Below are 26,740 nucleotides of genomic sequence, written 5' to 3'. Positions count from 1 at the left end.
TTCGAATATGCGTACCCATTATCACAACCTGCAGGTCCAAGAGAACGCAGATCAGGCAATCATCAAGGCTTCTTACAAGGTCCTCGCTCAGCGCTATCATCCTGACAGGAACTCAGACAACGCTGAGGAAGCCAGCCGGATATTTCTGATCATCACAGATGCTTATGAAATACTCTCTGAACCGGATAAACGCTCGGTTTACGATGCAAAACTGAAGGCAGCACGCAAGTCTGCACTGGCAGCGAAATCACACAGAACTGAGCAAGAGCCGCGTCCCGCCCCACATATTCCCGAACGCGTAGCACCGATCTCTGCGAACCCCGCCGGACTTCTAGACCTCGTGGCGAACACTCAGATGGGGCAGAAGCTGCGTCGGATGATGAGACGAGTAGCGGACAATCAGAACACCCCACCGACAATCAGGTGGCTGCTAAACCGGCCGGTACACCTCGTTGTTATGCTCCAAGTTATCGTAGCTGCCTACCTATTCAAAGACGTCATTTTCTAACCAGGTCTGTCGGCTTCCGAGCACAAAATTGATCATGGCTAAACGTTCACCAGATGGAGCTTCAACTTATGGGCAAACGGATCATCTATGAGATTGGCCACCCGGCCGCGGCCACTCTCTACTCCAATTCCAGTCACGACAGCCAAGACCCTGAGATCTTGTTCTATTCCCTGATGAAGGATTTCATCGGCCGGCCTACAGCGCTTGTTATTGAGCTGCTCAGCCTGTCCTACCAAACGTCTTCCGGAGACAACCTGGCGGGTGATCCTCTATTCACCATCGCCCAATACCCAGGCGAGCGTGAGTATGTCCTGATTGGGGATGTCGACTCGGGAGCCGTGACCCGCCGGGAGGACGCGTACGTCGGTCTGGCACCACTCCCAACCTCATTTGAGGCGAGTGTGCATGCTCTGTTTAACCGGTTCCGCAAAGCTGCGGTACCGACCGCATACAGTTCGGTTGAGAGTGTTCGTCAACATCTTAATGAACTTGGTAGTAGCTTGAACAAGGTCATGAGCTCAGACAACGATGACTCCGTAGTAGCTGATGCTGCATCTGCCCTTCACTTGGCCTTGGTTGACCTGCTTGCTCGCCGGGGTATCGGCCTTCAGGCATGGTCCACGGATGCACTCATGGAGCTGAAGTCAGGCAGTACGCGCCAAAGCCTTACAACGGCAGCCCCTCAACACAGACCTTGGATGCCCGGCAGCACTCTAGCCTTTGGTGAGGAATACGGCGTCCTCTATCGTGATGAGGAGGAAACGCTACAGGTGGTTGTCGAAGAGGGCTCCGTGGTCGTCTGGCAGCGTGAGGTTGACGGTGAAATGGTGAAGGTTGAGCAGCACTACGTTCCCTCAGATGTCGACATGAAAAAACACTGCTTAAACCTGGTGCCGTACAAAGGGTTCACCTGCATTCACTTTGGTGATGGTCGGGCCGTATTCACAAGCGGCGAGGTTGAGGCAAGCTATCGAGTGAAGCTCGGATCAGGATGGGAGCTCGAAGCTTGGGCGGGCGTCAAAGTGGATATGGACCGGGCATTGATGCACTGATAACCCCACATGGGCTTCTGCCACAACCATTACACCCCGATTATCAATCACTCACTGATCGGGGCTCATCATGAAATCCATACCTACAACTTCTGTGCTGGAAGTTAAACCGCAGCCTTCTACCGCGGTAACCAGCGATGAGGCCCATGCCCAAGAAATCCGTTCATCACTGAGTGTCGACGCTATTACGGCTGAGCGCCATTCCTTATCTGAGATATCCAAATCCAGGTACGAGACGGGTGACCGCGCAGGACTGGCCGAACCTTCAGGGCACTACATGGCGGGTGATTCTGCAGGATGCACAGTATTGGACTGGATGACTGCAGCAGAACGCTTGCGCTTCCACCTGCTGGGCTTAGCGTTGCCGTCTTTTGGTGAAGAACGGCTGGCCGCCCGCTCCCGTATCCAAGAACGCATTGCAGCGAGGAAACGCAATGCTCTGACCCGTAATTTCAGTTCCTCGCGAGAGCAGGCTGCCGAAATCTGTTAAGTAGTCACAAAGCATTGGCGAATTTTCATGCATGGGTTTTGGATAGCCGGATGCCCGTCGTTAAGGTGTACTTGAACGACTATCTCCCATGGTTACCACATATGCCAACACACTCCGTTGTGGGCACGGCTATCGACAATGACGAGCGGATAACGGCTCTTCGACTAGCCATGTCCAAGATTGTCAGGTTCTGCTCCAGTCAACGCGTTGCGATGAAAGATGAGAAGGTCGCCCAAGCCCAAATGGAGACTCTACTTCTCGGCGCAGGTTTTGACATCAAACGCGAACACAGACTTTCAGCCCAGGACATCCCCGATTTTCTTATCTCAGAATCGGGCTTCTCAATCGTTCTCGAAATGAAAACCCGGTGCCAACGGATGAAGATCCTCCGCCAACTAGAGCGCTATTCAAAGCACCAAAGCGTGGACGGGATCATCCTGCTCAGCGCTACAGCAATTGCCATTCCACCGCAGATCAGTGACACCCCCGCCATCTTCGCTTCAATGGGCCGGGGGTGGCTGCGATGAATACCTATGGCAAGTTGACCCTGACAGACAGTAAACGTCAGTGGCTGCTTGAGGGGTTAGCTCCGCACGTAGCGATCCGTCTCAAGCAGATTTTCCCGCGAGTATCGAAAACTCAGGTTGATTGCTTCACGTTCCCTAATGATCTGGAGCATTGCAGCGATCTTGAATGGTTTGCCAGTCGCTACCCTCTCGACATTTCGGATTCTGCAGCCAGGGCTTTGAAAAAGGGCCGCAAAGGCTTTCAGGCTCGGAAGGCTGAACTCGAACAGATCCTCCTTCCCAGCTTCGTTCCGTCCCCATGCTCAGGATTGAAGCCCGCATGCCAGTCACGGCTTTACCAAATGCAAGCTGCTGCACTCGCCCACGCTACCGGCACACTTCTGCTGGGGGACGACATCGGACTCGGGAAAACGGCGGCTACCGTGATGTGGCTGCTGAATCCGGCATGTAGACCCGGGTTAGTGGTTGTGGACACTCACCTTCAAAAACAATGGCTGAACAAGGTAGAGGAATTCTCTGATCTGTCGGCGCACATAATCCGGACCGGAACGCCCTACGACCTCCCGCCCAGCGACGTCTACATCATCACATACGGTAAATTGGCCGGGTGGGTTGATATGTTCAGAAGTCGTTTTTTCAAATCAGCTTGCTGGGATGAGATCGGCGGCCTTCGCAAAGGCCTGGAGAGCGTCAAAGGCGAAGCATCGAACGTGCTCGCCCAGAATGTGGACTTTCGATTGGGCCTATCAGCAACACCGGTGTACAACTTTGGGATTGAGATCTTTAATATTTTCGAGATCCTTCAGACCGATGTGTTAGGTACTCGTGGAGAATTCATTCGAGAGTGGTGTAGCGATGGCCAGCACGTATCAGACCCAGAGGCGTTGGGATCTTACCTTAGGGAACAGAAGGTTTTCCTGCGGCGCACGCGAGAGGATGTAGGACGACAGCTGCCCCAGGTCAGCACGATGGTTGAGGACATTGCCCATGATCAGAAGGCTCTGAAGTCGATCGAAGAGATAGCTCGAAAGCTAGCCCTTAGGTACCAAACTGGCACTTTCGAAGAGCGTGGTCAGGCCGGCAGAGAGCTCGACATGCTCGTGCGCCAGGCCACTGGCATCTCGAAGGCTCGATTTATTGCTCAATACGCGCGCATGTTTCTGGAGGACAATGTGCCCATTGTTCTTGCAGGCTGGCATCGGGCCGTCTACGACATCTGGAATGAAGAGCTGGCCCAGTGGAACCCCGTTATGTACACGGGGAGTGAGTCGCCCAAGCAGAAGGAAGAATCCAAACGTCGCTTCCTAGCGGGAGAGTCGAATGTTCTGATTCTGTCACTGCGCTCCGGGGCAGGCCTCGACGGGCTACAGGCTCGATGCAGTGTTGTGCTGCACGGTGAACTGGACTGGTCGCCCAAAGTGCACGAGCAGGTCACAGGAAGGCTAGACCGCGAAGGTCAGCCCAACCCTGTGCTATCCATATTCCTTGTGTCAGAGGATGGATCAGATCCTCCGATCATCGAACTTTTGGGAGTTAAGGCTGCACAAGGCACAGGTATCACTGACCCCGGCCGAGTCTTTGAGGCGAATGTGCCGGATACAGGCCGCATGCGACTGTTGGTAGAGCGCTATCTGCCTAAAAACGCTCAACAGGCAGCCTAAGGGTTCTGCCACGCTGGGCCAGGTCTAATCATGGGCGCGTCCAATCATTGGGAGCGCCCATGAAACTTCTGACTTTCCACCACACCGATAACGGCAACTGCCGGGTCTACTACAAAGACAGCATGAAGCAACTGGTCTGCTTCCAACCGTCACATCTCAAAGGCCAGTTCGGTCTTCTCGCCTGTTCACGCGACGGCGAACCGTCCCACAACATCGAGGTCAGTGGTTACATCATTGACCGATTTCCCGCGGCATCCGATGGTGCGACCGCAGTTCAATTCCGCACCTGGTACTTGGCGTCAGCCTCAGAATCGCAACGTGTTTTCGTAACGTTCTACCCAGAGGTCTGGATTCAAGACAATGCCACTGTGGCGGACCCGGGTGAAACGCAGATCGATGTCACGGCCGCCATACTTGACATGGGTATGCTCCAAGCGCTGAAGCTGAAGGACAACGACGACCACTCCGACGACCTGAGGCTAGCAGTGGAGGCGCCGCAATGGGTAAAAGACTGGCCAGGCCCTCACCGGGTTAGCTGTGAGAGTGCTATCCAGGAACACTTTACTGAAGACATACAAGCATCCTGATTTACCTCGTACGCCTACTCTTCCAGGGGTTCTGCCACATCATTTCCGATCTGAAAATAGCCTCATTCACTACATTGAGGCTTCATTCAGATGATCAGCACTTCCAGCCATGCCACCTCTACCCTGTTGCAGTCCGGTCTGCCCCGGGCTGAACTGATCACCTCGATCGCGACCCTTTACATGCAGAGCATGCACGCGAAGTGCGCCGGCCAGCCTGCGGACGTCCGCGAGTACCACATCGGCTTTGCAGAGAAGGTTTTGAATAAAGATTTCTACGGCCTTGAGCACATCTGCAATGGACTGAATTCAGTTGGCAAAGAAGTGTTCTGCACAGTTGCAGGCCTGAAACTTCCTAAGGCCCAAGGAGCTTCACGCGAAGCCCTCCGAGCATGGTGTGGTGTAAGTGAATTGGACGACGATCTGACGAAAGCGAAAGCCCGGCTTGATCACGAGCTCAAATCTGCGCAGCGGGTGTTCAAGGAGAACATGCCGGCGATCATCACAATGATCGAAGGCTGGTATAGCGCTGGTTACGTCCTGCTGATGTCTCAAAACAAGCGCAACTACATCGCGAATCGTGCTCAGACCCAGGGACGCGACCTTTCAACGCGCGGTCTTCACGGATCTAAGTTTCGACCATACCTTGAAGCCTACCTATCCCTTCAAGCGCTTCGCGTCCAGAAGGGTGAGATCACTGAACCCGAATACCAGCCACCTACAGCTGTCTCGGTAGTCGCACCAGTGTCGGAGCCAAAGCCAACAAATGAGCCAGCCCATTCTGCCCCTGAATCGAGCGCTCCTATGCAGCATGGTTTCTGCTTCTGATCCCAAAGCACATCCCAAGGGGCATGCATTCCATGCCCCATTTTGGATTGTACTCAACTCTCATTCTCATGTCTGACCCACGCCAATTCAAGAATTCGCTGATCAACCCTACGCAAGCCGCGCTACTGATTAAGGGCCTCGGTCTGCGAGTTTCGATCCAGATGGATGACCAGGCTTGAGGCACACGCTAATAGCAAGACAATGGGTGCACTCAACTTCTGAATACAGAGAACCGTCGATGAAATCAGTGCCCTATGAAGCGTTGGACAATGTAGGTAAACCATTTAACCGATCTGCCAGAATTATCTCTGAGCTGCCATGGCGTGAGCGTAAAGCCGCTCTGAGTGGTGCCCTGGCTGCGGTTTCCGAACAGGTAGGCATTGCACCGACAGATCAGATCTACTTTGGCATCCCAGTGTTTAACGCTTTCGGGATGAACGCAAAAGAGGCGCGTCAGCACCCAATGGCAGCCCTGCTGATGACTTCCGGAGGCGATGTTGGTCTTGAGATGGTCGCTGGCTTTATGCCTAGTGACGCTATCAGTGGAGTCATACATAGGTAGCTTCTGGCACGATATAAACCACCAGAAGATGTGCGGTATAACCGTTATGGAGATACCGCAATGCTTCCCCCTCGACTGCTCAATGGTACGACCCGCGCTTTTACGATCGAATGCCTGATCCCTACGGCTTCAATAAATCGCGACCTCACCCTTCTTCCAGAAAGCCGCCAAATCATGCGCTTCGTGTTGCCCGACTGGCAGCGTGCTGAATGCTGGGACCGTGAGAAGAAGGTTAGCTTCATCGAAGGTGTTTTTTTAGGCTTCGGAACCGGTTTTCTCGTTGTAAACGGCCGTGAGTGGGAGGGAGATTCTGCTAAGCCGGCTCCCATGGCTGGATGGTTGCTGGATGGTCAGCAGCGAGTATCGGCCGTGCGTGACTTCCTTGCCGGCGAGTTCCCAATCTTTGGTGACATCTACTGGTCAGATATTCCCCGCGCCGATCAGATGCGACGTTTTCTACACCATCCATTCCCTCAAATGGAGATCGAGTACATCGGTGACGAACTGACCTTGAAGTCGCTCTACAAACGGCTGAACAAAGGCGGAGTTCCTCACACCGAAGCCGACATGGCGCGCGTGGACCAGTAGTTTGCTGTCACATCACCTCAGTGCGGCTCAGGACGCCACAGCAAGAAGATCAAGCGAGCCCCCATGACCTCATAAGCTCTTTGCTACTTCGAAACCTGCATGCCTAGTGGAGGTCTCCTTCAAGCTGTAAGGGCTATGCCTCAATCAACCTAACTGTGGACATCCGTTAGCTATGCCCCGGTTGCGAGATTCACATCAGCACCTGGTAGCTGGACATGGTAGCGACTGGAACGGCCGAGATCGCAAGAAGCCCTTTATCGAACTGCTAATACTTGATGACTTCGTTTCCTCACATAGTCATGGGGCGACGACTACGCCTTGGCAGCCGCAGAAATAGCAGCATGAGGATTCACCGTAGATCTTGATGCGAGTACCGTTTGGTTGCCACGTGAATAGAACAAGATCGACCACAACCGCGGGCAATTTGCGCGTGCTTCATATCGCACGCGCAGAGCTTTAATCTCCATAGGCATTGAACTATGCAATAAGGATCGAGCTGGCTATGAGCTAAGCCTTATGGATGTCCGTGGAATTAGTGAATAGGCGCTTTCGTTGTATTTCACAGTTATTGAATCTCTCAAATGACCCCCTTCTGGCACACCCTAAAGCCACTGATTCTGGTGCTTCCTAACAGCAGAGCACCTGATCATGTTCGAATCATTGCGCGCGGCAAAAGATGCAAAACTCACCCTCGGAAATCTTAAGGGACCGTCATCCAGTCCTGGAAACCGAGAGTGGTCGTGCTCACTCCTTTTCTTTGGTGCAATTGTAGGCTCTGCATCAGGTTCTGAGCGCAATCGAGAATTCACCTTGGTACTGAACAAGGGGCTTCAAGAACAGATCATTGATAATCTAGTGAAGCATGGTTTCAGCTTGGATCTCACGCAGATCCCCAAGAATGCAATCCGCCCCACAAATCCAACTGACTTCATGCGCCTGGCCATTGCCCAAATAGCCGATGAAATGGACATCGTGCGTGAATTGCGTGAGGCCACTGCAAAGTCGACACTGGTAGTGTTCCACTCAACTCCAGGAAAAGTTGAGGTCTTCCCTTACATCTTCACCCCTGAGGTGAAGAAAGGTTTGATTGAGGCCTATGGTGAATCAGAAATCGAGTTCCTGAACGAGACACTCAAAGGCCTCTGAATGCAAAACATCTGCTGAAACCTATTCCCCACATGAACAAAGCGCCAAACTGCCGTAGAAATCCGACAACAGGCAATTTGGCGTCATGTTCTTGACTGGAAAAATGATAAGGTTCAGCGGAGAATGCGCCCAGTTTTATTGACTACCGACCTGAGTCTGACACCATGAATAGCTCGACCAGCCTGACATCAACCCCGGATTCCGCATTCCCTGCGGCCCCGTCGCGGACGGCTGAAAAATTCGTACTTCGTATTCCGATCGTGCTCAAAGAAGCTATCGAAGAGGTGGCTCGACGCCAGTTCCGCAGTTTCAACAGTGAAGTGGCACTCGCAGTTATCAGCCAATTTGAGAGTCATCGCCGGCTGATCACAATGCGCAACTCCCTGGCCACCCGGCTGGGCTCAGATGTGGCTGACGAGGTGCTTTTAAGGTTCCAGCGGATTGATCCTGAGGAAGGCACCGTACAGGGTTTCAACATTCGCTTTCCAGAAGGCTTGCGGGATGAGGTTAAAGCATCATCGGCCGACACCATGAAGATTGCGATTGCCAATGCTTGTGCTGACTGGGTCTACTACAGCCAACAAATTGAAGCACTTTTGAAGCGATGTGAAGATCCTGACATTCAATTCCCCTCGGCAGTTGTCAAACACTGATCCGCGCGGGCTAAATGCGGCCCGCCTCTCATCTCCTTTGACCGTCCTTGCCTCTCTACGAACTGCCTCCCGCCTTTCTCACTCTTGCCGGCCTCAAGCTATGACAATGTCATTAGCGCCATCTGCAGCCATCTGTGAGCACCGACCTGACCCTTGCGACTATCATGAGCAAAGAACAAAAAAGGGGCTCAATCTGAGCCCCTCTTTGATCTGACTGAAATCACATACCAGCGGCTTTCAGGAGTGGGTTACTGGAGCTACCATTCCCACCATTGGTTTTGTAAGCGTCCAGCAACTTACCACTCTTCGACCATTCAAAGACGGTCGCTTCGGCTTTGTTTTTACCTACGAAAGGAATCGCGGTAATGAGGTTATATTCGTATCGCCAAATTTCCTTGGAAGAGATTTCACCTTTTGAAGATGGATAACCGATTTCTTTAACAACTTGCTCTTGAGATGCGCGAGCAGTTTTAAGTTGTTGAACTTTCTCTGGCGCGACGAAAGTCCCAGTTTCGTAGTCAAGAGGTGACTTTCCGTTAGCGCAACCGCCCAGGACGGCCAAGGACAATACAGCAGCGGCAATTAGTGCAACTTTCTTCACGAATAGATTCCTGTTCAGATCGGTACCTGGCCGCTTCATTGCGGCCAGGTAGCAGGCATGGATGACGCCCACTACTCACGATAACGGCACCTTGTGAATACGGCGAGCCAAAATGCCGTAAGCAAAATGGTGGTTCTGGCACTCAGCCACTCGCTAGAGACTCACTCCTATAGCTCAATCATGGAGTGCTTCAATGCCCAGTACCAAAGAAAGCCTTGCGACGATGTCTAGCATCATCAGCTCTGTAGGCTACTACCCAGCCAGGAGCGTATTCGCCGATTTTGTTGAGATGGCCGCAATCGCGATACGCAATTCGTGCGACCAATCTGCGCGTGATGTTCGGGAAGCCCGCTATCTAACCCTCATTGGCAAGTACAAACCACAAGATCAGCCCAAATTCGGTGAGCTACTGCAGCATCTCGTTCAAGCCCTTGATTTACAGGCTGGTGATCTACTCGGCGAGCTCTACATGCGCCTCGGGGTATCGAATGCCGATATGGGGCAATTTTTCACCCCACCCTCTATTTCAACCGTGCTTTCAAAGCTCGCGATGGATAGCGAGCATATTCAAGCACAGGTGAAGCGCAGAGGTTTCGTGACGCTTTCGGAACCCGCAAGCGGATCTGGTGCCATGGTCATCGGGTTTGCTAATTCAATGCTCGAACTGGGTATCAATTACCAGCAACACCTGCACGCCACCTTGATCGATCTCGACATACGCGCCGTTCACATGGCCTTCATTCAGTTGAGCTTGCTTCACATCCCGGCCGTTGTGGTACACGGCAATACCCTGACGCTAGCTGAGTATTCTCATTGGCATACCCCCTCACATGCCATGAATCTCTTTGACTACAAGCTCAAGCGCGGTTTTTCACTTGAAAGCGAGATGGGAATCGCCTATCTGAAAGAGGATTCAGCTACGCAGCTTTCTGAATTCACTTGTGGGGTTTTGGCACACACAGCCGTAGACAATAATTTTGTACAGGCTAGCAACCTGTAGCGTTGAGCAGAGAACCCTACCTGCTGAATCAGTTTCCGACTAAAAGTCATCACATAAACGAGGCCGATCATGGCTGTAGAAACCTTGTATCGCAGTACCCGAGACCTGGAGACAATCTTCGTGGAAAAAAAGCTGGCAGATCAACATGATGCGATGCTTGAGCTTGGCGAAGCACTCACTGCGGCACTGATTCAGAATGTGCCTGGGTTAGATGAAAAAATGGGTGAAGAAGTAGGTATTTTCATGGCGAAAAATCGCTCGGCCTTTGCTTCAGCTTTCAAGAATAATCCGGCTGCATTGCTTGAGATTGGTCGAGAAGCTGAGGGTTGATCGAGTTCGGTACGGGCTGAAGGACTGCCCGTACCGCTTCATTCCCTGCGCTGGATCCTCAACCAAAATCCGAACACTCCACCTTCTTCTGCCTCTCCTATCAATTCGTGGCCAGTCTGTTGAGCAAAGGTTTTGAAGTCCCTCTTGCTCCCAGCGTCGGTCGACAAGACCTGCAGTACCTGCCCTTGTGACATTCGATTGCATTCGAGCCGAGCCTTCAGGATCGGTATGGGACATTGAAGTCCTCTTGCATCCACGATGCCGTCAGGGTCCTGGTATGGGTCTGGATTTGTGGCAGCCATTGCGCCGAGTCCTTAGTACTTGATAGTGCGCCCAGTGTAACCCGCATTCGCCCGGGGGGGGCTTCTGGCACGCCCCCTTCAAAATGATGATGACTCGGTTAGTGGCCAAGGCGACTTCGCCGTCCACATCGTTTTTTTATCACCACTCGGTATGAATGATTTCCCGAGATGAAATCTGATGGATATATGCATGAAACTTCAAACCACTCTTTTACCCCCCTTGTTGACTCCTACGTGTGATGCTGCCCAGCTTTACGCTCAGCACAGTGACCTTAAACACAAGCTTTGGCGCTCAGCCCATACCGATCATTTCACTCGTACCGAGCGAGATCAAATGCGTGAGGCGCTGGCTGGCCTCAGTGAGGCTTACCGATCTGTCACAGGGGCCCCGTTGAAATGATGGCCAATCGCTTATACCGACGGTACCAGTGCGCCTTTGAAGCTGGTGAGGATAAGCTTGATCTCGAAGTCACAGGATTGGATTTACGTCATGGAGCAGTACATTTGCTCACTTCTGATGCCGGCATGGCCATGGCCCTCAAGCATGCAATCAGTGCTGATGTTCTGCATGAGATCCCAGGTAACCTTGATCCGTCGTGCTTGGTCAAAGGCCTAGGTTGGGCCACTTGGATCAAGCAGACTTCAACGATCTAACCAGTGTGGAGACAACGCGATGTCATTAATCAGTAAATCGGCAATCCAGGCTGTTCGTGATTACGTTATCGATGACAATGGTGGGCGTCTCGAGACAGATTATTTTGGTCACCAAGTAATTGCTGCTGCAGAAGCGCATTTAGTCACATTGGAACGTCAGTCGAGCCCCCCCATTCCTCTGCTTGAGTTCTTCGAGAGGAAAGATGACATGGGCCTGGGCCGGCTCCGGATGATCATGGATGGTGACGCTGACGTGATCATCGAGGTGATCAGCACAGAGGGTGAATCACTAGCTCTAGAATTTTGCACCTCGGTCACAGGAGGTGGTCGATCCCCAAAGGTGCGTGAAGCGCTCTACAATCTTATGAATGCGATTCGCGATGAGAACGAAACCAATCCTATTTTTACTGGAAGATAGTGTCCGATGTTTTCCTGCCTAGGTCCATTTTCTGATTTTTTCGGGCTTTTCCTGTTCACCGGTTGCGAAGCGTGTTGTTGTTTTTTTGGTTAAAAGGCTAAGAGCGATTAAGAACGGATAGGTCGATGGATTTCAGCCTACGGCCCTTGTGCTACGTGGATCTCAGCTAAAATTCAGGCCCTGCATACCTACATCATGGAGCGGAACAGACCTACTACTTAGGGCCCTCCAGACCTACAACGCTTATTTTTGGCCTGCTTTTATCCACAAGTTTATCCACATTTACCCCCTTCCAGCACTTCCAATGACCAGTTGAGCCCACCAAACCTACAACCCGATTGAAGTTAATTGGTGGATCTGGAAAGGCTCTCACCTGTGCAGCGCACCAAACCTACAACTCTGCAGCAATTCAGGAGGTTTTTCTTCTGGTGTCTGTCGCCTCGAAATCGGTTGGGCGCATCAAACCTACAACCTGTTGCGTTTCGGGCCCTGCAAACCTACAACTTTTTCTCAGTTACACACAGGCTTAGCCACAGCCCTCCCATGAGGAACAGTATCAAGCTATATCTGGCCTGAGTTGTAGGTTTGGTGCGCTCTTTATCTGGGCAGTTCCAGCGTGTGGTGTTGTAGGTTTGGTGAGCCCTTGTTGGACCGTCCTATGGCTTTCAAGGTTGTAGGTATGCTGCGCTCTACTTTTCACCGCCCAGGTGAGGGCTTTGACTGCACCAATCATAGGTTTAACCGTTCAATTCCAGTGGCTTACGTTATTGTCTTAATGCCAGCTCGGCTGTTGATTCTCCCGCCCGCATTCGTTGGCCGGCATGTACGGGTTGGAGGTTTGATGCGCCCTATCTTCTCGCAAGTGCTGGGGTTGGAGGTTTACTGCGCCCTAAATTGCAACCAAGCGTGCAATTTCAATGAAATTCTCAGTTTTCACTAATTAGCCAGGATTCAGTGGGTTACGGTACATAGCTCGATCTCAAGGTATGTATCATTCCTAAGCATCTGATATTAGTGCCTATGCAAATCGACCGTTGTAGGTTTGCTGCGCCCAATCTCAGAAAACTCAGCCCACGTTGTAGGTTTGATGTGCCCTATTTCTTCACCATCACTCCCACCACGGCCACATAAATTGGGCTCAAGCCGTTACCCCTGAGGGGCTGTAGACCAGACATGACATCAGCCTACGTGGTCTAGGTTTGAGTTTGTCCTGGACGCAGGTGGGGTGTTGGGGGAATGCTGCAGGTTGGATTGACCGCCGTGGGTTGTAGGTTTGATGCGCTGCATTTATGAGGTAGCGCCGGCGGGTGTAAGCAGGAATAGGGTTGTAGGTTTGTGGGGCCCTATCTCATCGAGACTTGGCCACATCACTGTAGGTTGTAGGTTTGGTGCGCTCTAGATGGCAACACAATGTTGTAGGTTCAGTGGGCCTGACCTAGTCCGACCCTGCATTCGTTCACGATGTTGTAGGTTTGGTGGGCCCGATCAGTCGAACACTTGGTCGGATCCGTCCTCAGGGAATGAGCCCTCTGCGCCAATGTTCTGCGGAGCCTCAGCGGAACCTTCAATGACATTTTTCCCCTTAACCGCTTCTTTAGCCTCAGCGATGCCTATCTTGCCCTTGATATCGCTAGCCTTCTTGTTGGCCTTCATCATGTGTTTGATGAAATTGTCGTGGGGTAGGATTTCAAATTGAATATCCTTGGTGACCCTCTTGTCATGATCGTCTTTGATCATCACTTCGTTCCACCCAGGCAGGATCACATTCTGTTCGGCGAGGCTTTTCAGCGCTGTGCGCATGGCCCGCATGTTGTCCTTCATACGCTCTGAGAGACCACGAGGGCTCTGCTCTAGGAAGCTGACCAACTTTGGCTGGTAAGGATGGTTCAGCGATGCCTGGGTCCAGTAATGGGAGATGCGCTTGTAAATGTAGCGAGCAAGGTCGGACTTCAGCCCCATCGAAATGCTGTAGTCATACATCCTGAACGCCTGCGTTTTTACCCCCAAGGTCACCAGCGGGTGAAAAGTAGCAAAGCACCTTGCCGACCCATCGCTCAGATAGTCTTCGCGTGTTGTGATAGCGAGTTTTGGCAGCAGGTTGCCCCGGTAACTGTTCCGCCCCTTACCCGAGCCTGTTGAGCACTCGAGTAGTGATGAACTCATGACATCAAGAGCCTCTTGTACTTCCTGGGCGCTGTAAGAGTGCTTCGTTCTGGCCAGCTCTTTCCTAAGCTGGCTGATGGTGAAGTAAACTCCTACCTCTTTATCGTCTGGCGACTCGAAGGAATTACCGTTCACCGCAATCTTCCGCAGTGCTTCCTCGACGATCTCCTCTCTTGACCCAGGATAGAGCATGACGCTGACCGTCTCGCCGTTATCGTTCGTCCGCTCAACAACGGCCGGCTTGATCTTGATCGTGTACACCGCCCCGCGAGATTTTAACTGCCGGGTGATAACGCTGTTTTCTCTAAGGTCGAGTTCAGTATTCGCCCAAACGTATTTCGGTAAGGCGTCATAAAGCTCGATCGTATTGCTGTAGTCAGATTCCGAGGAGTCTAGAAGCTCAAAAAGGGCGAGCTGGGGTGTTTTGTCTGTAGCTTTGCTCCCAGTCTTCGCAATACCCTTTTTTCCGGTGCTAGCCATCAATTGCTCCTCAGCATTCTGCAAAATACGATTTGCCCAGATTCGTTGAGTAGAACCTCGGTTTACGAGTTGAATTTTTCCATTCTACCCGGTGCAGCTCTTGCCCGCACTCAAGGCCTGGCCGATCGCCTGAATGACCTTAACCCCCCCTGTATTCAGCTTCTGCCACACATTCTCTGCCTCCACCATGGCTTCCCAATTTTTAGGCAGGATTGATCCATGATTCAGGTCCGCATGAAACCCCAGTCGAATATCGAATCCTCAGGCTGGTTTTCGCGCCTCAAGCAGCTCGACAAGGGCTACACCTCGACCTCTCGGGCAGAGGCTTTCGGTACCATCGTCCACTTGGTGAAGGTAGGGAATGCTTGCCTCAAGCTCAAGCAAGGTTGTAGCCGATCCCTGCGATCAGAAGTCAACGAAGACAGTTCAGAAGTGAAAGCGATGCTTCAAGATCTCACGTCAGTAGGTGCCCTTTTCCCTATTACCGAGGCGAAGTCATGGTCCCTTTGATTTGCATACTTGCGGCCGCCGGTTTTGGAACCGTTGCTGAAGGATTGCTTCCATCTGCTGAGCTCAACGTTCCGCCCCTCAGCATAGGCAAAGTGTTTGACTATTTCCCCTACTGGCTCGGTGGTGTGCTCGCGAGCTGTTTCTCCCAAGTTAGTCCAAAGGCTGCAGTGATTTTTGTGATCATTCATTCCCTGGTCGTGGTCATGACTGCCGGCATTCTCCGGTTCGCCTCCACGTCGTCAAAGACACAAGCCCAACTTGCAGGATTTTCCCCTGCCCTGCTGGTCTGTGGTGGTCGAATACTGATGGTAAAGTTGACCTTCATCCTGATGATTGTCTTCACCCTAGCTCTGTCGGGCATCCATCTGGCGCTTTGAAAAGCGATACATCAATTCGGGTAGTGGCACGACACCGTCTGCTTGATTATGTGCTCATCGGATTGAGGAGACGTGGATGAGCACCAATTTATACAACGGCCGTATTCTGAGGAATGCAACTCTCAGCGATGCGCTGGCCAGGCTTAAGGATTTGCGCCCCGAGGCAGTGACAAGGGCACAAGCTGCAGTGGCACAGCTCATAGCTGCAAAGCGGTACTACTGGGCTGACATGGACCAGAACTTCATCCCCATTCCACGTAAGGAGTACGGCAGCTTCTACTGGAGAGTCCTTGACATCCTCAAGCAGCAGCGCATCAAGGTCGAGGGTGAAGGGATACGCAGCGTGGACTGGGACTTTACATTCCAAGTAATTCTAATCCCCCACCATGAGCATGTACTTGCGCTCTATTACCTTGAAAACAACCCAGGGTTCACGCAGATGCTCACCCAAGCGGGGTTTGCGGACTTTCACTATCAGAACGCTACTGACGGCCCCGATGACATACCGTTCTCTGAGTGGGAAGCCCGGTGTATTGCCTGGGACGAGGCTATGCCTTCCGGGGTGCCGGCTCATGCTGGGTTGAAGTACCAGGTCGTCACATGGACTGACATTGGCCTGACTCTACAGAATCGTGACTTGATCCTCAGCACTAGGCCTGAAGACGACGCGCGCCGTATTCGGGTTGCCTACAACCTCATTGATCCAATGCCTCAAACTCCAGAGAGTAGGGACATGGGCATTTTCCAGCTAGCAAAGCAGGGGGAAGCGATTGCGCAGGCCAGAGCACCGCACGTGTTTCTGGCAACCGACGAAACCGTGAATGGCCAATAAAGGCTGATCCGATCTCAAACAATTTTCCCGTACATCTCCCATTTTGGCCAGGAACTGCCGGCACTACGAAAAAGTCTGAGTGGCGAGGCATCACTTCAATTTTGTGAAACCCTTCACAGAACCGACGAACGGTCTTAATAACTCGGTACTTCTGCCGAAAAGGGAGTCAGAGCCAGTTAAGGCCAACTGTTGTGCCCAAGGGCGCACGTGAAATGGATGAGGTCTTAGGACCTGTAGAAGGAAATACAACATGTCGCACTCGATTCTCGTTGCTGGACGCAAAGGTGAGATGGTAGAGGTAGAGCAGATTGATCTGTTCAAGCACCGTATTAACGAAACGGATTTCAACATATCAGTCCATGCGGAGCCGAGATCGGTCTGCTCTCAGGGTGATCGGCCATTGGTTGTGAGCCTGTATGAGACTGGCTGTAGAATCGCTAGCCTGTCGGCTTGCAACGCTTCAGTGGTGCTGGGCGGTGGAACAGGTTCAATCGACAAGCACCAGATACGTGTCTGCGCGCTTATCACTGTCGAGAACCTGATTGCGGAGATTGGAGGCATGCGCCTTTCATCACTGCTGGATAACTCGCTTTCAGAACAAAATCATTACAACCAGTAGCCGACCCTAGCTGATTCGCAGGATCGTTGGTGCTCGGCCTCAATGATCCTGCCCCTTATCCTACCTGTATTCATTCTCTACCTGGACAACCGACCTTGCGCTGAAACATCAGCCTAAAGGCTTCTGCCACTCTCTGGCCGACCTCACCATGGATCATCGAATCCAAGCCAGGAATCCACACCATGCTCGCCCTTCCCCCAGTAGCCACTACACCTGAAATCGACATTCTCCTGAAGCAGAAGACGGTTGTAGCCGTCGGCGTCAGCGGAGGAAAAGATAGCGTAGCGTGCCTGATTGCGGTCCATCGCTACTTGGACAGCATTGGGTTCGAAGGGCCGAGGTGCGCCGTGCATGCGGACTTGGGCTCGGTTGAATGGGAACAGAGCTTGTTCAAGTGCCAGGAGGTTGCCGACAAGCTTGGCTGGAAGCTTGAGGTTGTTAAACGTGCCGCCGGTGGAATGATGGAGCGATGGCTGAAGCGCTGGGAAAATAACGTTGAGCGTTACATTGATCTGAGTTGTGTCCAACTGATCCTGCCGTGGTCAACGCCCTCGATGCGGTTCTGCACATCCGAGCTCAAGAGCGCCGTAATACGCAGCCACCTTAAGCGCACTTACCCTGATTTTAATATTCTCAATGCCACTGGGGTTCGCCGCCAGGAATCGCCCAATCGAGCCAAAATGCCCATTGCCAAGCATGAACCTGTGGCCGCGCGCCGCGGCTTTGATGCTTATCAGTGGAACCCGATCATTGAGTGGGATGTGGGGGCTGTATGGGGCGCAATCGCCAGCGTGGGACTTGAGCCACATGAGGCATATACACGGTTCAACATGACAAGGGTAAGTTGCCGGTGGTGCATTATGTCGAGTGCTGGCGACGCTTATAACGCCACTTTGGATGAGGCCGGACATCCCCTATACCGGCAGATGGTTGATCTGGAGATTGATTCCACTTTCGCCTTCCAGAGCAACAAATGGCTCGGAGATGTAAACCCTTCCCTTCTGTCCTCAGAAACCTTGGGCCGCCTGGCTATGGCGAAGCAGGTATCCTTACGCCGCAAGGCATTAGAAGCCGCAATCCCTAAACATCTGCTCTACACCAAAGGCTGGCCAACCTGCATCCCAACATTTGAGGAGGCTACATTGCTGGCAGAAATTCGCAGCGAGGTAGCGGCGGGCGTGGGGCTTACCATCAAATGCTCCACACCCGAGAGCATCATTCAACGCTACGAGGAACTGATGGAACAGATGAGACTGAAGGGCGGGGTTGCTGCTGAAGAGGGTGAGAGCGCTATCCAGTTGATCCCGGCTCTACAGATCCAACCTCAACAGCTGTCCTTTTTATGAGATCGAGTGTGATGAATACTCAATGCGCCCTTCCTCGCGCGCTGCGCCGCATGCGAATAGACGCAGCCAGCATTGAGAGGCTGGAGATACCAGAGGCTGCCCTAGAATGCGCTGCATCCTGGGATATTGAGGTTGTCGCGTTGGATGACCTTCCCCTTCCTAGGACTGATCTTGCCGACTGGCTTGGCTGTGTCCAGGCCCACCCACACACCGATCCATCTTGGGGTGAGTCGATCTTCCTCACCCTGGCTGTTCAAGCTAACCACCTATTTGAAGTTATGGTGGCTCCTGGGCTCGTTACATCGATGACGGTCCGCCCGGGCGATGTGTTTGCGTTTTCGCCACTCAAGCATCACTGGCTGCGTCCGCAGGGTGATGACGGCTTTCTGTGCGTTCAGTGGACGATACCTAAATCGGACTTCGTGAAGACCTATCGGGAGATTAGGAAGGGGCTGGATGCCATTGGGGTTCGGTCGACCAAGGTTCCAGCGATCCAGAGCGCTTGGAAAGCCAGCATTGGAGAGGAAACGCAGTGATCCTTTACTTGTTTGCGAACCGAGCCTTGGAAAGCGCGGCGAGTGTTGCTGTGTTGTCGTCTGATGACTCTCACGAACCCCGACACCCAACGGAGAGTATCAGTGACCTTCCAGGCATCTTGAGTACGGCTACCAGTTGGTTGGTATGTTCTGAGCTCTGGCCCGATCGGCAGGAGAGTGACGCGGCTACCGTCGAGTCAGTGAGCGCCCCGGGCCGCTGACATGGCTGCGGCCGCACTCGGCCTGTAGCGTTGATTACGTGGGGCTGCGGTGGGTTGTCCCACGTGAAAGCTTGGAGGAAGAGGTCCAGCGCATTGTCCTAGGTGTCAGTGAGCTTGCAGGTAAACCGGGCATGTTGGTGCCTACCGACTAATTTTGGTACACAGGTTTTGGCACACGCAATCCTGCCTCACCATGCAATCATTGAGTATTGATGAGGCAAGCATTATGACCATGACACGCGTAACAACCCCCGCGCTCCACGTTCAGCATTACATCGAAATACCGTTCACATGGGCTGCTGACCGCATTGCTGATGAAGGCTTTCACTCTGATGTTTGGTCACGCATCGAGGCAGAGGCAGATCGACTCTGTGCTGCCTTGGGTCTGGAGCTGGACCCCGCTGGGGCTATTAGCGAAGAAGGCATTCGGCTCAAGGGAACCGACCTTGGGGTTGTACTGGCCGCGGGCTCGGAACTCGCTGAGTTTCTGTCAGCCCAATCAGGTCTCGTTTTCCTTAAGCAGGTCGAGGAGCGCTCGTGATTCGCCCGTTGCTTGCGGTTGCTTCCTTGCTTCTCTGCTGCTCTGTAGCAGCCGCGCCAGTGGCCCATGATCACGTTGATAAGCGGTTAATCCCAGCACAGATCAATTTCGTTCCCCCTAAGACCCCGCAGGACATACCTGAGGTCTACATCGATGGCTACATCCACCGGCCTACGGTCGAAGCATTTCGCAAGAACGGCTTCCTGAAAGACCGGCAGGTTGGATTTGTGTATTTCAATTCTCATGGTGGGGATTTGGTTGCGGCTATGGAGCTTGGCCAACTGATCCGGGAGCGCGGCTATTCAACGCGCATTGGAGTCTGGAATGGCCCTCATACCAACCCCAGTGCGGGTTACTGTGAGAGTGCCTGCCCATTTGCTTTCGCCGGCGGCGTGTTTCGGTTGATGGACGGTGAATCCAAGATGGGTGTCCACCAGTTCTTCAAGGCCAGCGGCGTAGCTGGGGATACGGACATAGCCACGGGCCAGATCACCTCTACCCTGCTTGCTAACCACCTCAGCAACCTTGGAATCGATCTTCGCTTGCTTGAGGTTGCCTCTAAAGCCGGTCCGGCAGACATGAATTATCTTACTCCGCTCGAAGCCTATGAGTTGGATCTGGTGAATGCAGGATCGCTAACAGCAACCTGGACCATTCGCGGTGAGCACGGGCTTGTGTACTTGATGGGTGAGCAGACAAAGATCACCGGTACCGGCAGGATCGGGATTTCGTGCAACTCTCAGGGTGGAGTATCGATGGGGGCCTTTTACAAGGCGTGGTACGACACAAGCGTGCTTGGGCTGATGGATAAGCTGTCGTTGATCGTTGACAACAAGCGGTTCTCAGTCCGTAACGGAAAGGTCGGTCCCAGTTTGAAGAATGGATTTTCTTACATCACCTTCGATCCCACCCCAGAGCAGCTGGCAGCATTCAGAGGAGGTCGAACGGTCGGTTTTTCGTATGAGAAAGATGCTACGGATTTGAAAGCTCAGTTCACTATCGACGTCAACGATTCACGCGAGATGATCGATAGCTTTGCTCAGTTCTGTTCTGGTGCGCGGCCCAGCTTTGCCGAGAAGATCTGACGGAGAAGACGCAAAAGCATTCCCCATGCGGAATCTAAAGTGAACGTCAGCCGGTTGCGTGGACCGGTTGACGCTTCCATTCAGCCTTTCTTGGCTGCCTTCCACTTCTGGAATTCTTCCCATTCTGCGCGTTGATCGGCCTCGCGCTTCAGATTTGCATCGAATTGCTTGATTTGATCAGCATTCAGCGCCATACGAACCTTGCCTTCTGAATCGGATCGTGCCGTCTGGATAGCCCCTTTCATAGCAGCCTTATCAGCCTCAGAGAGCTTGTCCAGATAGTCGCGATTTATCTTGCTGACAGCCAGGCGCTCATCGCGGCCGGCCTCACGAACTGCTTTGCGCTGATCCCTATTCAGATCAATGCCTAGGAGACCTGGACTGCCAGCAAAGTCACGGACTGGACCTTGGGGGCCAGCTTCGAAGTGGCCGTGCGAACCCTTAGGGCAGCAGTCAGAACCGTGCTTGTCGCCTGCCATTACCAGAGTGGGGCTCGCCGCTGCAACGAGCAGCAGAGCGATGATTTTCTTTCGCATGGTGAACTCCATAACCATTCCGGCAAGTATTACCGGAATCGAATTTGCACAATGCCACGTCGATAATGGTCTGCAACCCAAAACCTGGAAGCCAAAATGGTTCTGAGCTATGACATAGCCATGCCATGCCGCGGGCATCAGTCACAACTCAAAAATCGACCTTTCGACTAATATCTTGTCTTAGCTAATAAGGGGCGGTCAGCCCGAATGACTATGGAGAGATCACGATGGGTACCACGTATTTCTGGCTGAGAAGCCCGGCCGGACTTGCCATCATTGCCTTCGCATTGATTTTGCCAACCCTGGCCATAGCGACTTGGCTTGGGAATACTTCTGATTTTCTGGCTCTACTGGTGGGAATTGGGATCGCTGCAATACGGCAGCTAGCATGGATGCGCTGGGGTGATGGATCAGATTAGCTTGTGAATCCCGCGCGCGAAGGTGTTGACTCCTTTCGGGCACGTTAAGGTGTAGATATCTGGCCACTAGTTTCAGTTGGCCGCCCTTAACTCTGCCCGGATATAGCCCGCCCTGGAGGTGTACCGAATGTTCGACATGACCCTCAAAACGCCCTTCCAAATGATCACCGCCCTGTGCACTTGTGGCATGACACCCTGCGGGTTCCATTTAGCTCCGTCAGAGGTTGCCCTTTGAGGATCCTGACTCTCAACCTGATCGGCACCTACTTCCATCAGATCAAGGCGGGCACCAAAACCTTTGAATTCCGACTGCGGACTCCCTACTGGCGAACTCGACTGGAAGGGCGCACTTACGACATGGTTCGGGTGTGCTGGGGATACCCCAATAAGGGGGATGCAGAGCGAGAGATATTAATCCCATGGCTGGGGTTTGAAGAGCAGACAATTGAGCATGAACACTTTGGTGATCTGCCAGTTGATGTCTTCGCAATCCGTGTGCGCGCAGAGGGGTCTGGCACGCCTAGAACGCATTGATAATGGGCTCACTCAACAAGGGAGCATCATCATGCGCAGCTTCATCTATAGCCTCGGCGCCGTTGTTATTCTGTTAGTGGCCATGGGTATGCAATATCTCTCGCTTACCTATGGCGCAGTGGTTGAAGGCTTCATCCGTGACAGCTTCGGCTGGATCTCGATAGTGCTGGCGTTTATCTCTGGTGGCGCCCTCACCGCCTTGGCTGCTGGTGAAAAACCCTAGCCTGTTTTGGATATGTGACGGTCGTACAGGGATGTAGCCTGTGCGGCATAGCAAATCAGGAGGTTGCATGAGCCAGCACTACGTTAAGGTCTACCACGCTCAAAGCAGCTGCTTAGTTCGCGTCCAACTGGGCTGGGACCGGCCTCTCCAAGGCTTTTACATGGTTGTCGAGAAGGATGGCGAGGAAGGTTTGGATGAGTTCGATGAAGGTATCGTTTACAGCAACCTTGACGACGTCGGGCATCCATCAGACCTTGCCCACTTCAAAGCGATTGCTTCGAAGCTCTCCATCCAAATACCCGATGTCATGTGGCGAGCTGCTTATCTTGACTCACAGCACAACACCATAGACAACCGAGTCTTCTACAACCTGGACGGCGACCTAGTGTCGCCGTTCTGACTCTACTTATGATTTTCACGATCGTCACACCAATCAATGATTGGGTTGAATGGGTTGAAGGAAATGGAACAGTTCATCTTGCAAGACTCCCGCGGGCTGATCGGTAGCCGGATAAGCTGGTGGCGCGAGGGTGGCTCATATACCACTGACCTCAATCAAGCTGAGGTTTTCACACGTGACGATGCGATGAGTCAGCACGCATCACGTTGGAGCGATATCCCTTGGCCGCTGGGCTTTGTCAGACCACGACACGAGATGGCGGTGGACTTCCAGTACGTCACTATCCATTGGGTCCCAAGGGGCGGAACTGAACTTTGCTATGTCGCGGCCAGGTTCCACTTTGACGGGAACGACATCTTCTGGCTTAGCGGTGATGCTCTGACCACTGATCTGACGAAAGCCTCCGTCTTTACCTTGGATGAAGCTTTTTCCCATTTTGGTAGCGAAGCCTCCGCATTCACTCGGCAGATCTGGCCTAAGGCTTACGTCGATGCAAGGGCACGCCCTGTTGCCTCGGCGGTGACCATGTCGGTTGATGAAGCTCTTGCTGGAACTGGCATCACGCTACAGCGCCCCCTTCCCCAGCGCCGAATGACGCCCAAGTGTGGAGGCTGTGGCCAATTTGTCACTGCTGATCAAGCTCCGAGCGGCATCTGCCGCCACTGCCGTTGAGGAACATCCGAGATGGAAATCCCGAATGAAGAGCGCGTACTGGCTCGGTACCGCGAAGTAGTGTCAGCACAGGGGTGCTTGGAAAATCACATCCTTGCCAAGTCCTCTCTGTACCAACGGCTATTAAAAGGTTTGCAGCCATTGGCTATTCGCCCCCCGCTAAACCATAGCTATCCCTGGTACAGCGTTGTCGAGTCTGACACGCCAGTCCCCCTGCCTTTCGGACCAACTGATTGGACACCTGAGTGGGATACACGCCATGGCGTTGCGATCTGTCAGGATGTTTGGGACCGGCTTCCTGGTGGTAATGACACTGATTTCTCCGTGACATTCCCGGGCTGGGACGCGCTTGGTTTTGTTTGGCGCATTTGGCAGGCCGATGAGGCTGCTGAGACCACTACGGCGCATCTTGTATGCTGGCACCGAGAAGACATCACCAAGCTCACAACTCCAGATCTGGTCGAAGCTGAGTGCCGTTGGCGTGCGGAGCGAGATGCTAGCTGGTTATCTCGAGCCGGTCAGATGAGCAACGAGGATTTGAAGGCCGCTTTCATCGCCTCAGGCCAGGCTGGAAAGGCAGGCTGTCGCTTCACATCGATCGTTGCCGATCAGCAAGTTGCACATCTCAGATTCTTGTCCAATGAACGGCAAGCCAAAGGTGAATCGGTCGAATTCACGGCTGAAGAGATCGAAGCCCGAGTAGCTGCGGACATGCTGAGCCTGCTTGGTGATACATGGTTGGTCAAAGACGGGCAGCTATTTCATCGTGGCTGGCAGATCCAGCGGATTACGCCTGCTGTGCTAGGTCCTGAACACTACCTGGCGGGTGCGAGCTGACGAGGATTCGGTGATCCTGGGCTGTTCGAAATAATCCTCTCTGCCTGCTCGTGGCACGCTCGGCCTTGGGGGAACATGGCATCAATACAGCCAACCGGACTTTCCCCCGTGATCAATGTTCAAAATACCTCAGCCCCTGCCACCACTCTGCCCAATTGCCCGGTCAGCCCGCTCGACCGCGTGACCTTCACACCAAACGAAATCTCCGAACTCGCCCCGGTGATCAGCGGGACTGTGTTCCAGGCTCTCGATACCAACCTCGGCAACTGGCGCGTTCGCATTGTGCGTGAAGGTGGACTTTTCCCACACGGGGTGTCTGCCAATGTCTACTCAAACCTCGGGACGTTCAAAGTCCACGGCGCATTGAATCCCGATGCTCAACCTGCTATTGCTTGAGGCTAGCCCGATGAAGACAACTAACGAAGCCCAGTCTACCGGCCTGGCTTTCATGCTTGCCGCCGCCGCCGGCATTGCAAAGTCCATTGGCGATCGACAAAAAAGCGCTGCGCTTAACGAATTCCTGATGTCCGCGATCCGTCTCAAAATGGGTTTTAACCCTGATGACGCCAACCGTCTCAATGCGCTCAGTATGTGTACCTGCGTGGGAGTCTTTCGCCCCTTCGACGAACATTTCTATGCCCAGTCCTGCATCTCTGGTGGCACCTTCGCTCGCATGTGGGAGAAGGTTCAAGGCTTAAAACCGTTCAAGGCTGTGCTGGCGGGCCAGCATGGTGAAATCCAGAGCAACATCCGTGTGGCCACCGGCGTAGCTGTGCTGCTCGATGGTAAAGATGATGACGAGATGATGCCCCGCTCCGATGACCTGCAGGTTTGGTGGGTTACCTCGGTGGATTGGAACAGCGACTGTATCAACCTGAGTCGTTATCGCATGCGCCCTGACGCACGTTATCCCTTCAGTCGTAATGACGCTCCAGCACGTCGCCTGAAGCTTTCTCGCGGCGACTGGGAGGCTCATATGGCTGACGTAGCCATTGCAAAGGATGCATCCTCACAAGCTGCCTAGGCTTCTGGCACAACCCGGGGCCGCTGATCATTGTGTTTTCTTAGGAGAACTTATGAACGACCAACGACGAATTCAGCTGATGCTGCGCAGCCCGAAAGCCATGATGGAGTTTGCCATCAATGGGAGACTGCCCCAGGTGTACACACCGGCCAGCCCACTAATCACTCTTATTGAGTCTGTTCCTGTCAGACTTCGGAGCCGAATCACTTGCGTGAATATTGGTCCCGACCTTGGATACCAAGGCATTCATCGTTTTCAATCCCTTGCACAGGCTCTGAACTGGCTGAAGCCGAGCTACACCTCGGCTTCATACCCGAGCGAGAGTTGGCGCATGAAGCGTTTCACTAAACAACTCTCAATTGACGATCTGGCTGCCTTCTGCAAAATCCCTGAGAGTCTTCTACCGGCCTTGAAAAACCTGAGGTAGAGGCTTCTGCCACGCGATTCTCCGGCCGAGTATGGTCTCCACAACTTCGGAGACCATCGAATGCATACTCACCAACTTCCCAGTGCTAAAGCGCCCGCTTATACCGCCCCGCGTTGGTTGCAACCCTACCGGGACGGTACCCGCATCGGACGGTCACAAGCCCTGCAGGCCTATGGTGAGATGTACTGCACTGATGGTTCTGCTGACACTGATGGCGCAATCGAAGAGCTGATTGGTAGCCTCAGGACCCCAATGATCCCATACGCCAGCCGAACTGGAACAAAGCGCAATCTTGACGCTATGCGTGCCAATGGATGGGGTCTTTTGGTGTCTGCCAAAGGTGTCCTGCGCACTGAAGGCTTTCCGTACATGCTGGATAACGGAGCTTGGACTGCCTTCACACAGGGAGAGGCATTCGACGAGCGAGCTTTTGGGAAGGCTTTTGATCTCCTCGGTGAGAATGCCAAAATGGTTGTCGTGCCAGACATCGTCGCTGGCGGCCTAAAGTCCCTTGAGTTCTCACTCAAGTGGCTCAACCGAATTCAAGGCATTCCAGGCGTGGCGCTGCTGGCAGTTCAAGACGGGATGGTTCCCGATGACGTACGTGACCTTCTAAATCCTGGAGTTGGTATCTTTGTTGGGGGCTCGACAGGGTGGAAGCTGAAAACTGCACATAGCTGGGGCCTCTTGGCGCGTCGTCGGCGATGCCACCTCCATATTGGCAGGGTGAATAGCGCTAAGCGCATTCTGCTTTGCTCAGCGGCCGCTGGTGCTCACTCTGTGGATGGGACTTCGGTGAGCGTCTATGAGAAGACCTGCGCTCCACTCACCGCCGCGGTGAACTACGGCGAAGCACAAGCTGACTTCCTATCACCGAACGGACTCGCTTTCGATGTAGCCCCCTTCGATTGTGCATGGCCAACAGTGCGGATTCCACGCCATTCGGACACTCAGCCCACGCTGATCCGGACACCTGTTCCACGATCATTCGGACAGGCAGTCGGAGCGCAGCGACGCAGGGGTGGCATTGTTAGTCTGAGGTGCCCGGCGTCGT

General features: G+C 53.2%; 35 protein-coding genes. 31 read left to right on the top strand and 4 right to left on the bottom strand.

All coding sequences use genetic code 11. The features are described 5' to 3' along the window. The first annotated feature begins 7 nt into the window (after positions 1–7). The 11 genes from K5E40_RS07480 (at position 8) to K5E40_RS07430 (ending at position 8,599) form a co-directional block, all read left to right on the top strand. Positions 8–508: a J domain-containing protein gene (locus K5E40_RS07480; protein WP_161952147.1), complete on the top strand. Its 501-nt coding sequence runs from the start codon at positions 8–10 to the stop codon at positions 506–508. Positions 509–576: 68 nt separating this feature from the next. Further along, complete coding sequence (locus K5E40_RS07475) at positions 577–1,560, top strand: hypothetical protein (protein ID WP_078465947.1); 984 nt, start codon at positions 577–579, stop codon at positions 1,558–1,560. Positions 1,561–1,630: 70 nt separating this feature from the next. Then, complete coding sequence (locus tag K5E40_RS07470) at positions 1,631–2,050, top strand: hypothetical protein (RefSeq protein ID WP_169904102.1); 420 nt, start codon at positions 1,631–1,633, stop codon at positions 2,048–2,050. A 170-nt stretch (positions 2,051–2,220) separates the two neighbouring features. Beyond that, positions 2,221–2,577 (top strand): hypothetical protein, encoded by a 357-nt coding sequence (locus tag K5E40_RS07465; protein WP_153045973.1) that lies wholly within the window; start codon positions 2,221–2,223, stop codon positions 2,575–2,577. After that, positions 2,574–4,238: a DEAD/DEAH box helicase gene (locus tag K5E40_RS07460; RefSeq protein WP_011923178.1), complete on the top strand. Its 1,665-nt coding sequence runs from the start codon at positions 2,574–2,576 to the stop codon at positions 4,236–4,238. The genes K5E40_RS07465 and K5E40_RS07460 overlap by 4 nt, the downstream gene beginning before the upstream one ends. Positions 4,239–4,297: 59 nt before the next feature. Then, positions 4,298–4,825, top strand: a complete 528-nt coding sequence (locus K5E40_RS07455; RefSeq protein WP_078465944.1) for a hypothetical protein — start codon at positions 4,298–4,300, stop codon at positions 4,823–4,825. Between the two features lie 90 nt (positions 4,826–4,915). After that, positions 4,916–5,650, top strand: coding sequence for a hypothetical protein (locus K5E40_RS07450; protein WP_169904103.1), 735 nt, complete (start codon positions 4,916–4,918; stop codon positions 5,648–5,650). Between the two features lie 238 nt (positions 5,651–5,888). Beyond that, positions 5,889–6,212 carry a hypothetical protein gene (locus K5E40_RS07445; protein WP_078465943.1) on the top strand — a complete coding sequence of 108 codons (324 nt, stop codon included), beginning with the start codon at positions 5,889–5,891 and terminating at the stop codon, positions 6,210–6,212. A gap of 60 nt (positions 6,213–6,272) precedes the next feature. Continuing rightward, positions 6,273–6,800, top strand: a complete 528-nt coding sequence (locus tag K5E40_RS07440; RefSeq protein ID WP_078465942.1) for a DUF262 domain-containing protein — start codon at positions 6,273–6,275, stop codon at positions 6,798–6,800. A gap of 648 nt (positions 6,801–7,448) precedes the next feature. After that, positions 7,449–7,946: a hypothetical protein gene (locus tag K5E40_RS07435; RefSeq protein WP_221730288.1), complete on the top strand. Its 498-nt coding sequence runs from the start codon at positions 7,449–7,451 to the stop codon at positions 7,944–7,946. A gap of 164 nt (positions 7,947–8,110) precedes the next feature. Then, the gene (locus tag K5E40_RS07430) at positions 8,111–8,599 is read left to right on the top strand and encodes an Arc family DNA-binding protein (RefSeq protein ID WP_078465940.1); all 489 of its coding nucleotides are present in this window, start codon (positions 8,111–8,113) and stop codon (positions 8,597–8,599) included. A gap of 220 nt (positions 8,600–8,819) precedes the next feature. On the opposite strand, the gene K5E40_RS07425 is transcribed toward K5E40_RS07430, so the two are convergent. Beyond that, a complete protein-coding gene (locus tag K5E40_RS07425) occupies positions 8,820–9,200 on the bottom strand; it encodes a hypothetical protein (protein ID WP_078466155.1) in 381 nt (126 codons plus the stop codon). A gap of 193 nt (positions 9,201–9,393) precedes the next feature. On the opposite strand from K5E40_RS07425, the gene K5E40_RS07420 reads away from it, so the two are divergent. Together K5E40_RS07420 and K5E40_RS07415 are read left to right on the top strand one after the other, a co-directional pair. Beyond that, entirely contained in the window at positions 9,394–10,200 is an 807-nt protein-coding gene (locus K5E40_RS07420) for an N-6 DNA methylase (RefSeq protein ID WP_169904105.1), read from the top strand. A 69-nt stretch (positions 10,201–10,269) separates the two neighbouring features. Next, on the top strand, positions 10,270–10,530 hold the full coding sequence (locus K5E40_RS07415; RefSeq protein ID WP_078465939.1) for a YebG family protein: 261 nt from the start codon (positions 10,270–10,272) through the stop codon (positions 10,528–10,530). A gap of 38 nt (positions 10,531–10,568) precedes the next feature. Here K5E40_RS07415 and K5E40_RS07410 read toward each other — a convergent pair whose 3' ends face one another. Beyond that, positions 10,569–10,832: a sulfurtransferase TusA family protein gene (locus tag K5E40_RS07410; RefSeq protein WP_078465938.1), complete on the bottom strand. Its 264-nt coding sequence runs from the start codon at positions 10,830–10,832 to the stop codon at positions 10,569–10,571. A 396-nt stretch (positions 10,833–11,228) separates the two neighbouring features. Between K5E40_RS07410 and K5E40_RS07405 the strand changes: the two genes are divergently transcribed. Together K5E40_RS07405 and K5E40_RS07400 are read left to right on the top strand one after the other, a co-directional pair. Continuing rightward, positions 11,229–11,486: a hypothetical protein gene (locus tag K5E40_RS07405; protein WP_169904106.1), complete on the top strand. Its 258-nt coding sequence runs from the start codon at positions 11,229–11,231 to the stop codon at positions 11,484–11,486. Between the two features lie 19 nt (positions 11,487–11,505). Further along, complete coding sequence (locus K5E40_RS07400) at positions 11,506–11,904, top strand: hypothetical protein (protein ID WP_011923188.1); 399 nt, start codon at positions 11,506–11,508, stop codon at positions 11,902–11,904. Positions 11,905–13,389: 1,485 nt separating this feature from the next. Here the strand turns inward: K5E40_RS07400 and K5E40_RS07395 are convergent. Next, positions 13,390–14,547, bottom strand: coding sequence for a replication protein (locus K5E40_RS07395; RefSeq protein ID WP_078465936.1), 1,158 nt, complete (start codon positions 14,545–14,547; stop codon positions 13,390–13,392). A 219-nt stretch (positions 14,548–14,766) separates the two neighbouring features. On the opposite strand from K5E40_RS07395, the gene K5E40_RS07390 reads away from it, so the two are divergent. The 8 genes from K5E40_RS07390 (at position 14,767) to K5E40_RS07355 (ending at position 20,614) form a co-directional block, all read left to right on the top strand. After that, positions 14,767–15,057, top strand: coding sequence for a hypothetical protein (locus K5E40_RS07390; RefSeq protein ID WP_221730287.1), 291 nt, complete (start codon positions 14,767–14,769; stop codon positions 15,055–15,057). Continuing rightward, positions 15,045–15,434: a hypothetical protein gene (locus K5E40_RS07385; protein WP_078465934.1), complete on the top strand. Its 390-nt coding sequence runs from the start codon at positions 15,045–15,047 to the stop codon at positions 15,432–15,434. Before K5E40_RS07390 ends, K5E40_RS07385 begins: the two co-directional genes overlap by 13 nt. A 76-nt stretch (positions 15,435–15,510) precedes the next feature. After that, entirely contained in the window at positions 15,511–16,266 is a 756-nt protein-coding gene (locus K5E40_RS07380) for a hypothetical protein (protein WP_011923192.1), read from the top strand. Between the two features lie 250 nt (positions 16,267–16,516). Further along, positions 16,517–16,885 (top strand): hypothetical protein, encoded by a 369-nt coding sequence (locus K5E40_RS07375; protein WP_078465933.1) that lies wholly within the window; start codon positions 16,517–16,519, stop codon positions 16,883–16,885. Positions 16,886–17,067: 182 nt separating this feature from the next. Further along, complete coding sequence (locus K5E40_RS07370; protein ID WP_078465932.1) at positions 17,068–18,231, top strand: phosphoadenosine phosphosulfate reductase family protein; 1,164 nt, start codon at positions 17,068–17,070, stop codon at positions 18,229–18,231. Positions 18,232–18,242: 11 nt separating this feature from the next. Continuing rightward, a complete protein-coding gene (locus K5E40_RS07365; protein ID WP_233100528.1) occupies positions 18,243–18,767 on the top strand; it encodes a hypothetical protein in 525 nt (174 codons plus the stop codon). Between the two features lie 447 nt (positions 18,768–19,214). Further along, the gene (locus K5E40_RS07360; RefSeq protein ID WP_011923197.1) at positions 19,215–19,529 is read left to right on the top strand and encodes a hypothetical protein; all 315 of its coding nucleotides are present in this window, start codon (positions 19,215–19,217) and stop codon (positions 19,527–19,529) included. After that, the gene (locus K5E40_RS07355) at positions 19,526–20,614 is read left to right on the top strand and encodes a hypothetical protein (RefSeq protein WP_078465931.1); all 1,089 of its coding nucleotides are present in this window, start codon (positions 19,526–19,528) and stop codon (positions 20,612–20,614) included. The genes K5E40_RS07360 and K5E40_RS07355 overlap by 4 nt, the downstream gene beginning before the upstream one ends. An 80-nt stretch (positions 20,615–20,694) precedes the next feature. On the opposite strand, the gene K5E40_RS07350 is transcribed toward K5E40_RS07355, so the two are convergent. After that, on the bottom strand, positions 20,695–21,150 hold the full coding sequence (locus tag K5E40_RS07350) for an LTXXQ domain protein (protein WP_153045971.1): 456 nt from the start codon (positions 21,148–21,150) through the stop codon (positions 20,695–20,697). Between the two features lie 984 nt (positions 21,151–22,134). Here K5E40_RS07350 and K5E40_RS07345 point away from each other — a divergent pair. The 8 genes from K5E40_RS07345 to K5E40_RS07310 form a co-directional block, all read left to right on the top strand. Further along, a complete protein-coding gene (locus K5E40_RS07345) occupies positions 22,135–22,326 on the top strand; it encodes a hypothetical protein (RefSeq protein WP_078465927.1) in 192 nt (63 codons plus the stop codon). Between the two features lie 67 nt (positions 22,327–22,393). After that, on the top strand, positions 22,394–22,726 hold the full coding sequence (locus K5E40_RS07340; protein ID WP_078465926.1) for a hypothetical protein: 333 nt from the start codon (positions 22,394–22,396) through the stop codon (positions 22,724–22,726). A gap of 63 nt (positions 22,727–22,789) precedes the next feature. Beyond that, positions 22,790–23,398 (top strand): hypothetical protein, encoded by a 609-nt coding sequence (locus K5E40_RS07335; protein ID WP_078466153.1) that lies wholly within the window; start codon positions 22,790–22,792, stop codon positions 23,396–23,398. Positions 23,399–23,410: 12 nt separating this feature from the next. Then, on the top strand, positions 23,411–24,235 hold the full coding sequence (locus K5E40_RS07330; protein WP_011923203.1) for a hypothetical protein: 825 nt from the start codon (positions 23,411–23,413) through the stop codon (positions 24,233–24,235). 108 nt (positions 24,236–24,343) lie between these two features. After that, positions 24,344–24,631 carry a hypothetical protein gene (locus tag K5E40_RS07325; RefSeq protein WP_234288206.1) on the top strand — a complete coding sequence of 96 codons (288 nt, stop codon included), beginning with the start codon at positions 24,344–24,346 and terminating at the stop codon, positions 24,629–24,631. Further along, positions 24,609–25,259: a hypothetical protein gene (locus tag K5E40_RS07320; RefSeq protein WP_177345122.1), complete on the top strand. Its 651-nt coding sequence runs from the start codon at positions 24,609–24,611 to the stop codon at positions 25,257–25,259. Before K5E40_RS07325 ends, K5E40_RS07320 begins: the two co-directional genes overlap by 23 nt. 52 nt (positions 25,260–25,311) lie before the next feature. Beyond that, complete coding sequence (locus tag K5E40_RS07315; RefSeq protein WP_078465925.1) at positions 25,312–25,686, top strand: hypothetical protein; 375 nt, start codon at positions 25,312–25,314, stop codon at positions 25,684–25,686. Positions 25,687–25,746: 60 nt separating this feature from the next. Continuing rightward, positions 25,747–26,740 (top strand): hypothetical protein (locus K5E40_RS07310; RefSeq protein ID WP_260455559.1); only part of this gene is annotated, 994 nt, incomplete at its 3' end.

Source organism: Pseudomonas baetica, assembly GCF_019733355.1.
GTDB classification, from domain to species: domain Bacteria; phylum Pseudomonadota; class Gammaproteobacteria; order Pseudomonadales; family Pseudomonadaceae; genus Aquipseudomonas; species Aquipseudomonas baetica_A.
The sequence above is the reverse complement of the archived record's forward strand: the minus strand, read 5'-3'. Positions and strand labels throughout refer to the sequence as shown.

Coding starts and splice junctions, on each gene's coding strand:
- K5E40_RS07470 (WP_169904102.1), top strand. CDS start 1,631: ATGAAATCCATACCTACAACTTCTGTGCTGGAAGTTAAACCGCAGCCT.
- K5E40_RS07385 (WP_078465934.1), top strand. CDS start 15,045: ATGGTCCCTTTGATTTGCATACTTGCGGCCGCCGGTTTTGGAACCGTT.
- K5E40_RS07430 (WP_078465940.1), top strand. CDS start 8,111: ATGAATAGCTCGACCAGCCTGACATCAACCCCGGATTCCGCATTCCCT.
- K5E40_RS07435 (WP_221730288.1), top strand. CDS start 7,449: ATGTTCGAATCATTGCGCGCGGCAAAAGATGCAAAACTCACCCTCGGA.
- K5E40_RS07445 (WP_078465943.1), top strand. CDS start 5,889: ATGAAATCAGTGCCCTATGAAGCGTTGGACAATGTAGGTAAACCATTT.
- K5E40_RS07450 (WP_169904103.1), top strand. CDS start 4,916: ATGATCAGCACTTCCAGCCATGCCACCTCTACCCTGTTGCAGTCCGGT.
- K5E40_RS07315 (WP_078465925.1), top strand. CDS start 25,312: ATGAACGACCAACGACGAATTCAGCTGATGCTGCGCAGCCCGAAAGCC.
- K5E40_RS07400 (WP_011923188.1), top strand. CDS start 11,506: ATGTCATTAATCAGTAAATCGGCAATCCAGGCTGTTCGTGATTACGTT.
- K5E40_RS07440 (WP_078465942.1), top strand. CDS start 6,273: ATGCTTCCCCCTCGACTGCTCAATGGTACGACCCGCGCTTTTACGATC.
- K5E40_RS07345 (WP_078465927.1), top strand. CDS start 22,135: ATGCGCAGCTTCATCTATAGCCTCGGCGCCGTTGTTATTCTGTTAGTG.
- K5E40_RS07330 (WP_011923203.1), top strand. CDS start 23,411: ATGGAAATCCCGAATGAAGAGCGCGTACTGGCTCGGTACCGCGAAGTA.
- K5E40_RS07465 (WP_153045973.1), top strand. CDS start 2,221: ATGTCCAAGATTGTCAGGTTCTGCTCCAGTCAACGCGTTGCGATGAAA.
- K5E40_RS07340 (WP_078465926.1), top strand. CDS start 22,394: ATGAGCCAGCACTACGTTAAGGTCTACCACGCTCAAAGCAGCTGCTTA.
- K5E40_RS07390 (WP_221730287.1), top strand. CDS start 14,767: ATGATTCAGGTCCGCATGAAACCCCAGTCGAATATCGAATCCTCAGGC.
- K5E40_RS07420 (WP_169904105.1), top strand. CDS start 9,394: ATGCCCAGTACCAAAGAAAGCCTTGCGACGATGTCTAGCATCATCAGC.
- K5E40_RS07415 (WP_078465939.1), top strand. CDS start 10,270: ATGGCTGTAGAAACCTTGTATCGCAGTACCCGAGACCTGGAGACAATC.
- K5E40_RS07365 (WP_233100528.1), top strand. CDS start 18,243: ATGAATACTCAATGCGCCCTTCCTCGCGCGCTGCGCCGCATGCGAATA.
- K5E40_RS07395 (WP_078465936.1), bottom strand. CDS start 14,547: ATGGCTAGCACCGGAAAAAAGGGTATTGCGAAGACTGGGAGCAAAGCT.
- K5E40_RS07335 (WP_078466153.1), top strand. CDS start 22,790: ATGGAACAGTTCATCTTGCAAGACTCCCGCGGGCTGATCGGTAGCCGG.
- K5E40_RS07455 (WP_078465944.1), top strand. CDS start 4,298: ATGAAACTTCTGACTTTCCACCACACCGATAACGGCAACTGCCGGGTC.
- K5E40_RS07460 (WP_011923178.1), top strand. CDS start 2,574: ATGAATACCTATGGCAAGTTGACCCTGACAGACAGTAAACGTCAGTGG.
- K5E40_RS07320 (WP_177345122.1), top strand. CDS start 24,609: ATGCTCAACCTGCTATTGCTTGAGGCTAGCCCGATGAAGACAACTAAC.
- K5E40_RS07480 (WP_161952147.1), top strand. CDS start 8: ATGCGTACCCATTATCACAACCTGCAGGTCCAAGAGAACGCAGATCAG.
- K5E40_RS07370 (WP_078465932.1), top strand. CDS start 17,068: ATGCTCGCCCTTCCCCCAGTAGCCACTACACCTGAAATCGACATTCTC.
- K5E40_RS07410 (WP_078465938.1), bottom strand. CDS start 10,832: ATGGCTGCCACAAATCCAGACCCATACCAGGACCCTGACGGCATCGTG.
- K5E40_RS07375 (WP_078465933.1), top strand. CDS start 16,517: ATGTCGCACTCGATTCTCGTTGCTGGACGCAAAGGTGAGATGGTAGAG.
- K5E40_RS07350 (WP_153045971.1), bottom strand. CDS start 21,150: ATGCGAAAGAAAATCATCGCTCTGCTGCTCGTTGCAGCGGCGAGCCCC.
- K5E40_RS07475 (WP_078465947.1), top strand. CDS start 577: ATGGGCAAACGGATCATCTATGAGATTGGCCACCCGGCCGCGGCCACT.
- K5E40_RS07380 (WP_011923192.1), top strand. CDS start 15,511: ATGAGCACCAATTTATACAACGGCCGTATTCTGAGGAATGCAACTCTC.
- K5E40_RS07405 (WP_169904106.1), top strand. CDS start 11,229: ATGATGGCCAATCGCTTATACCGACGGTACCAGTGCGCCTTTGAAGCT.
- K5E40_RS07360 (WP_011923197.1), top strand. CDS start 19,215: ATGACCATGACACGCGTAACAACCCCCGCGCTCCACGTTCAGCATTAC.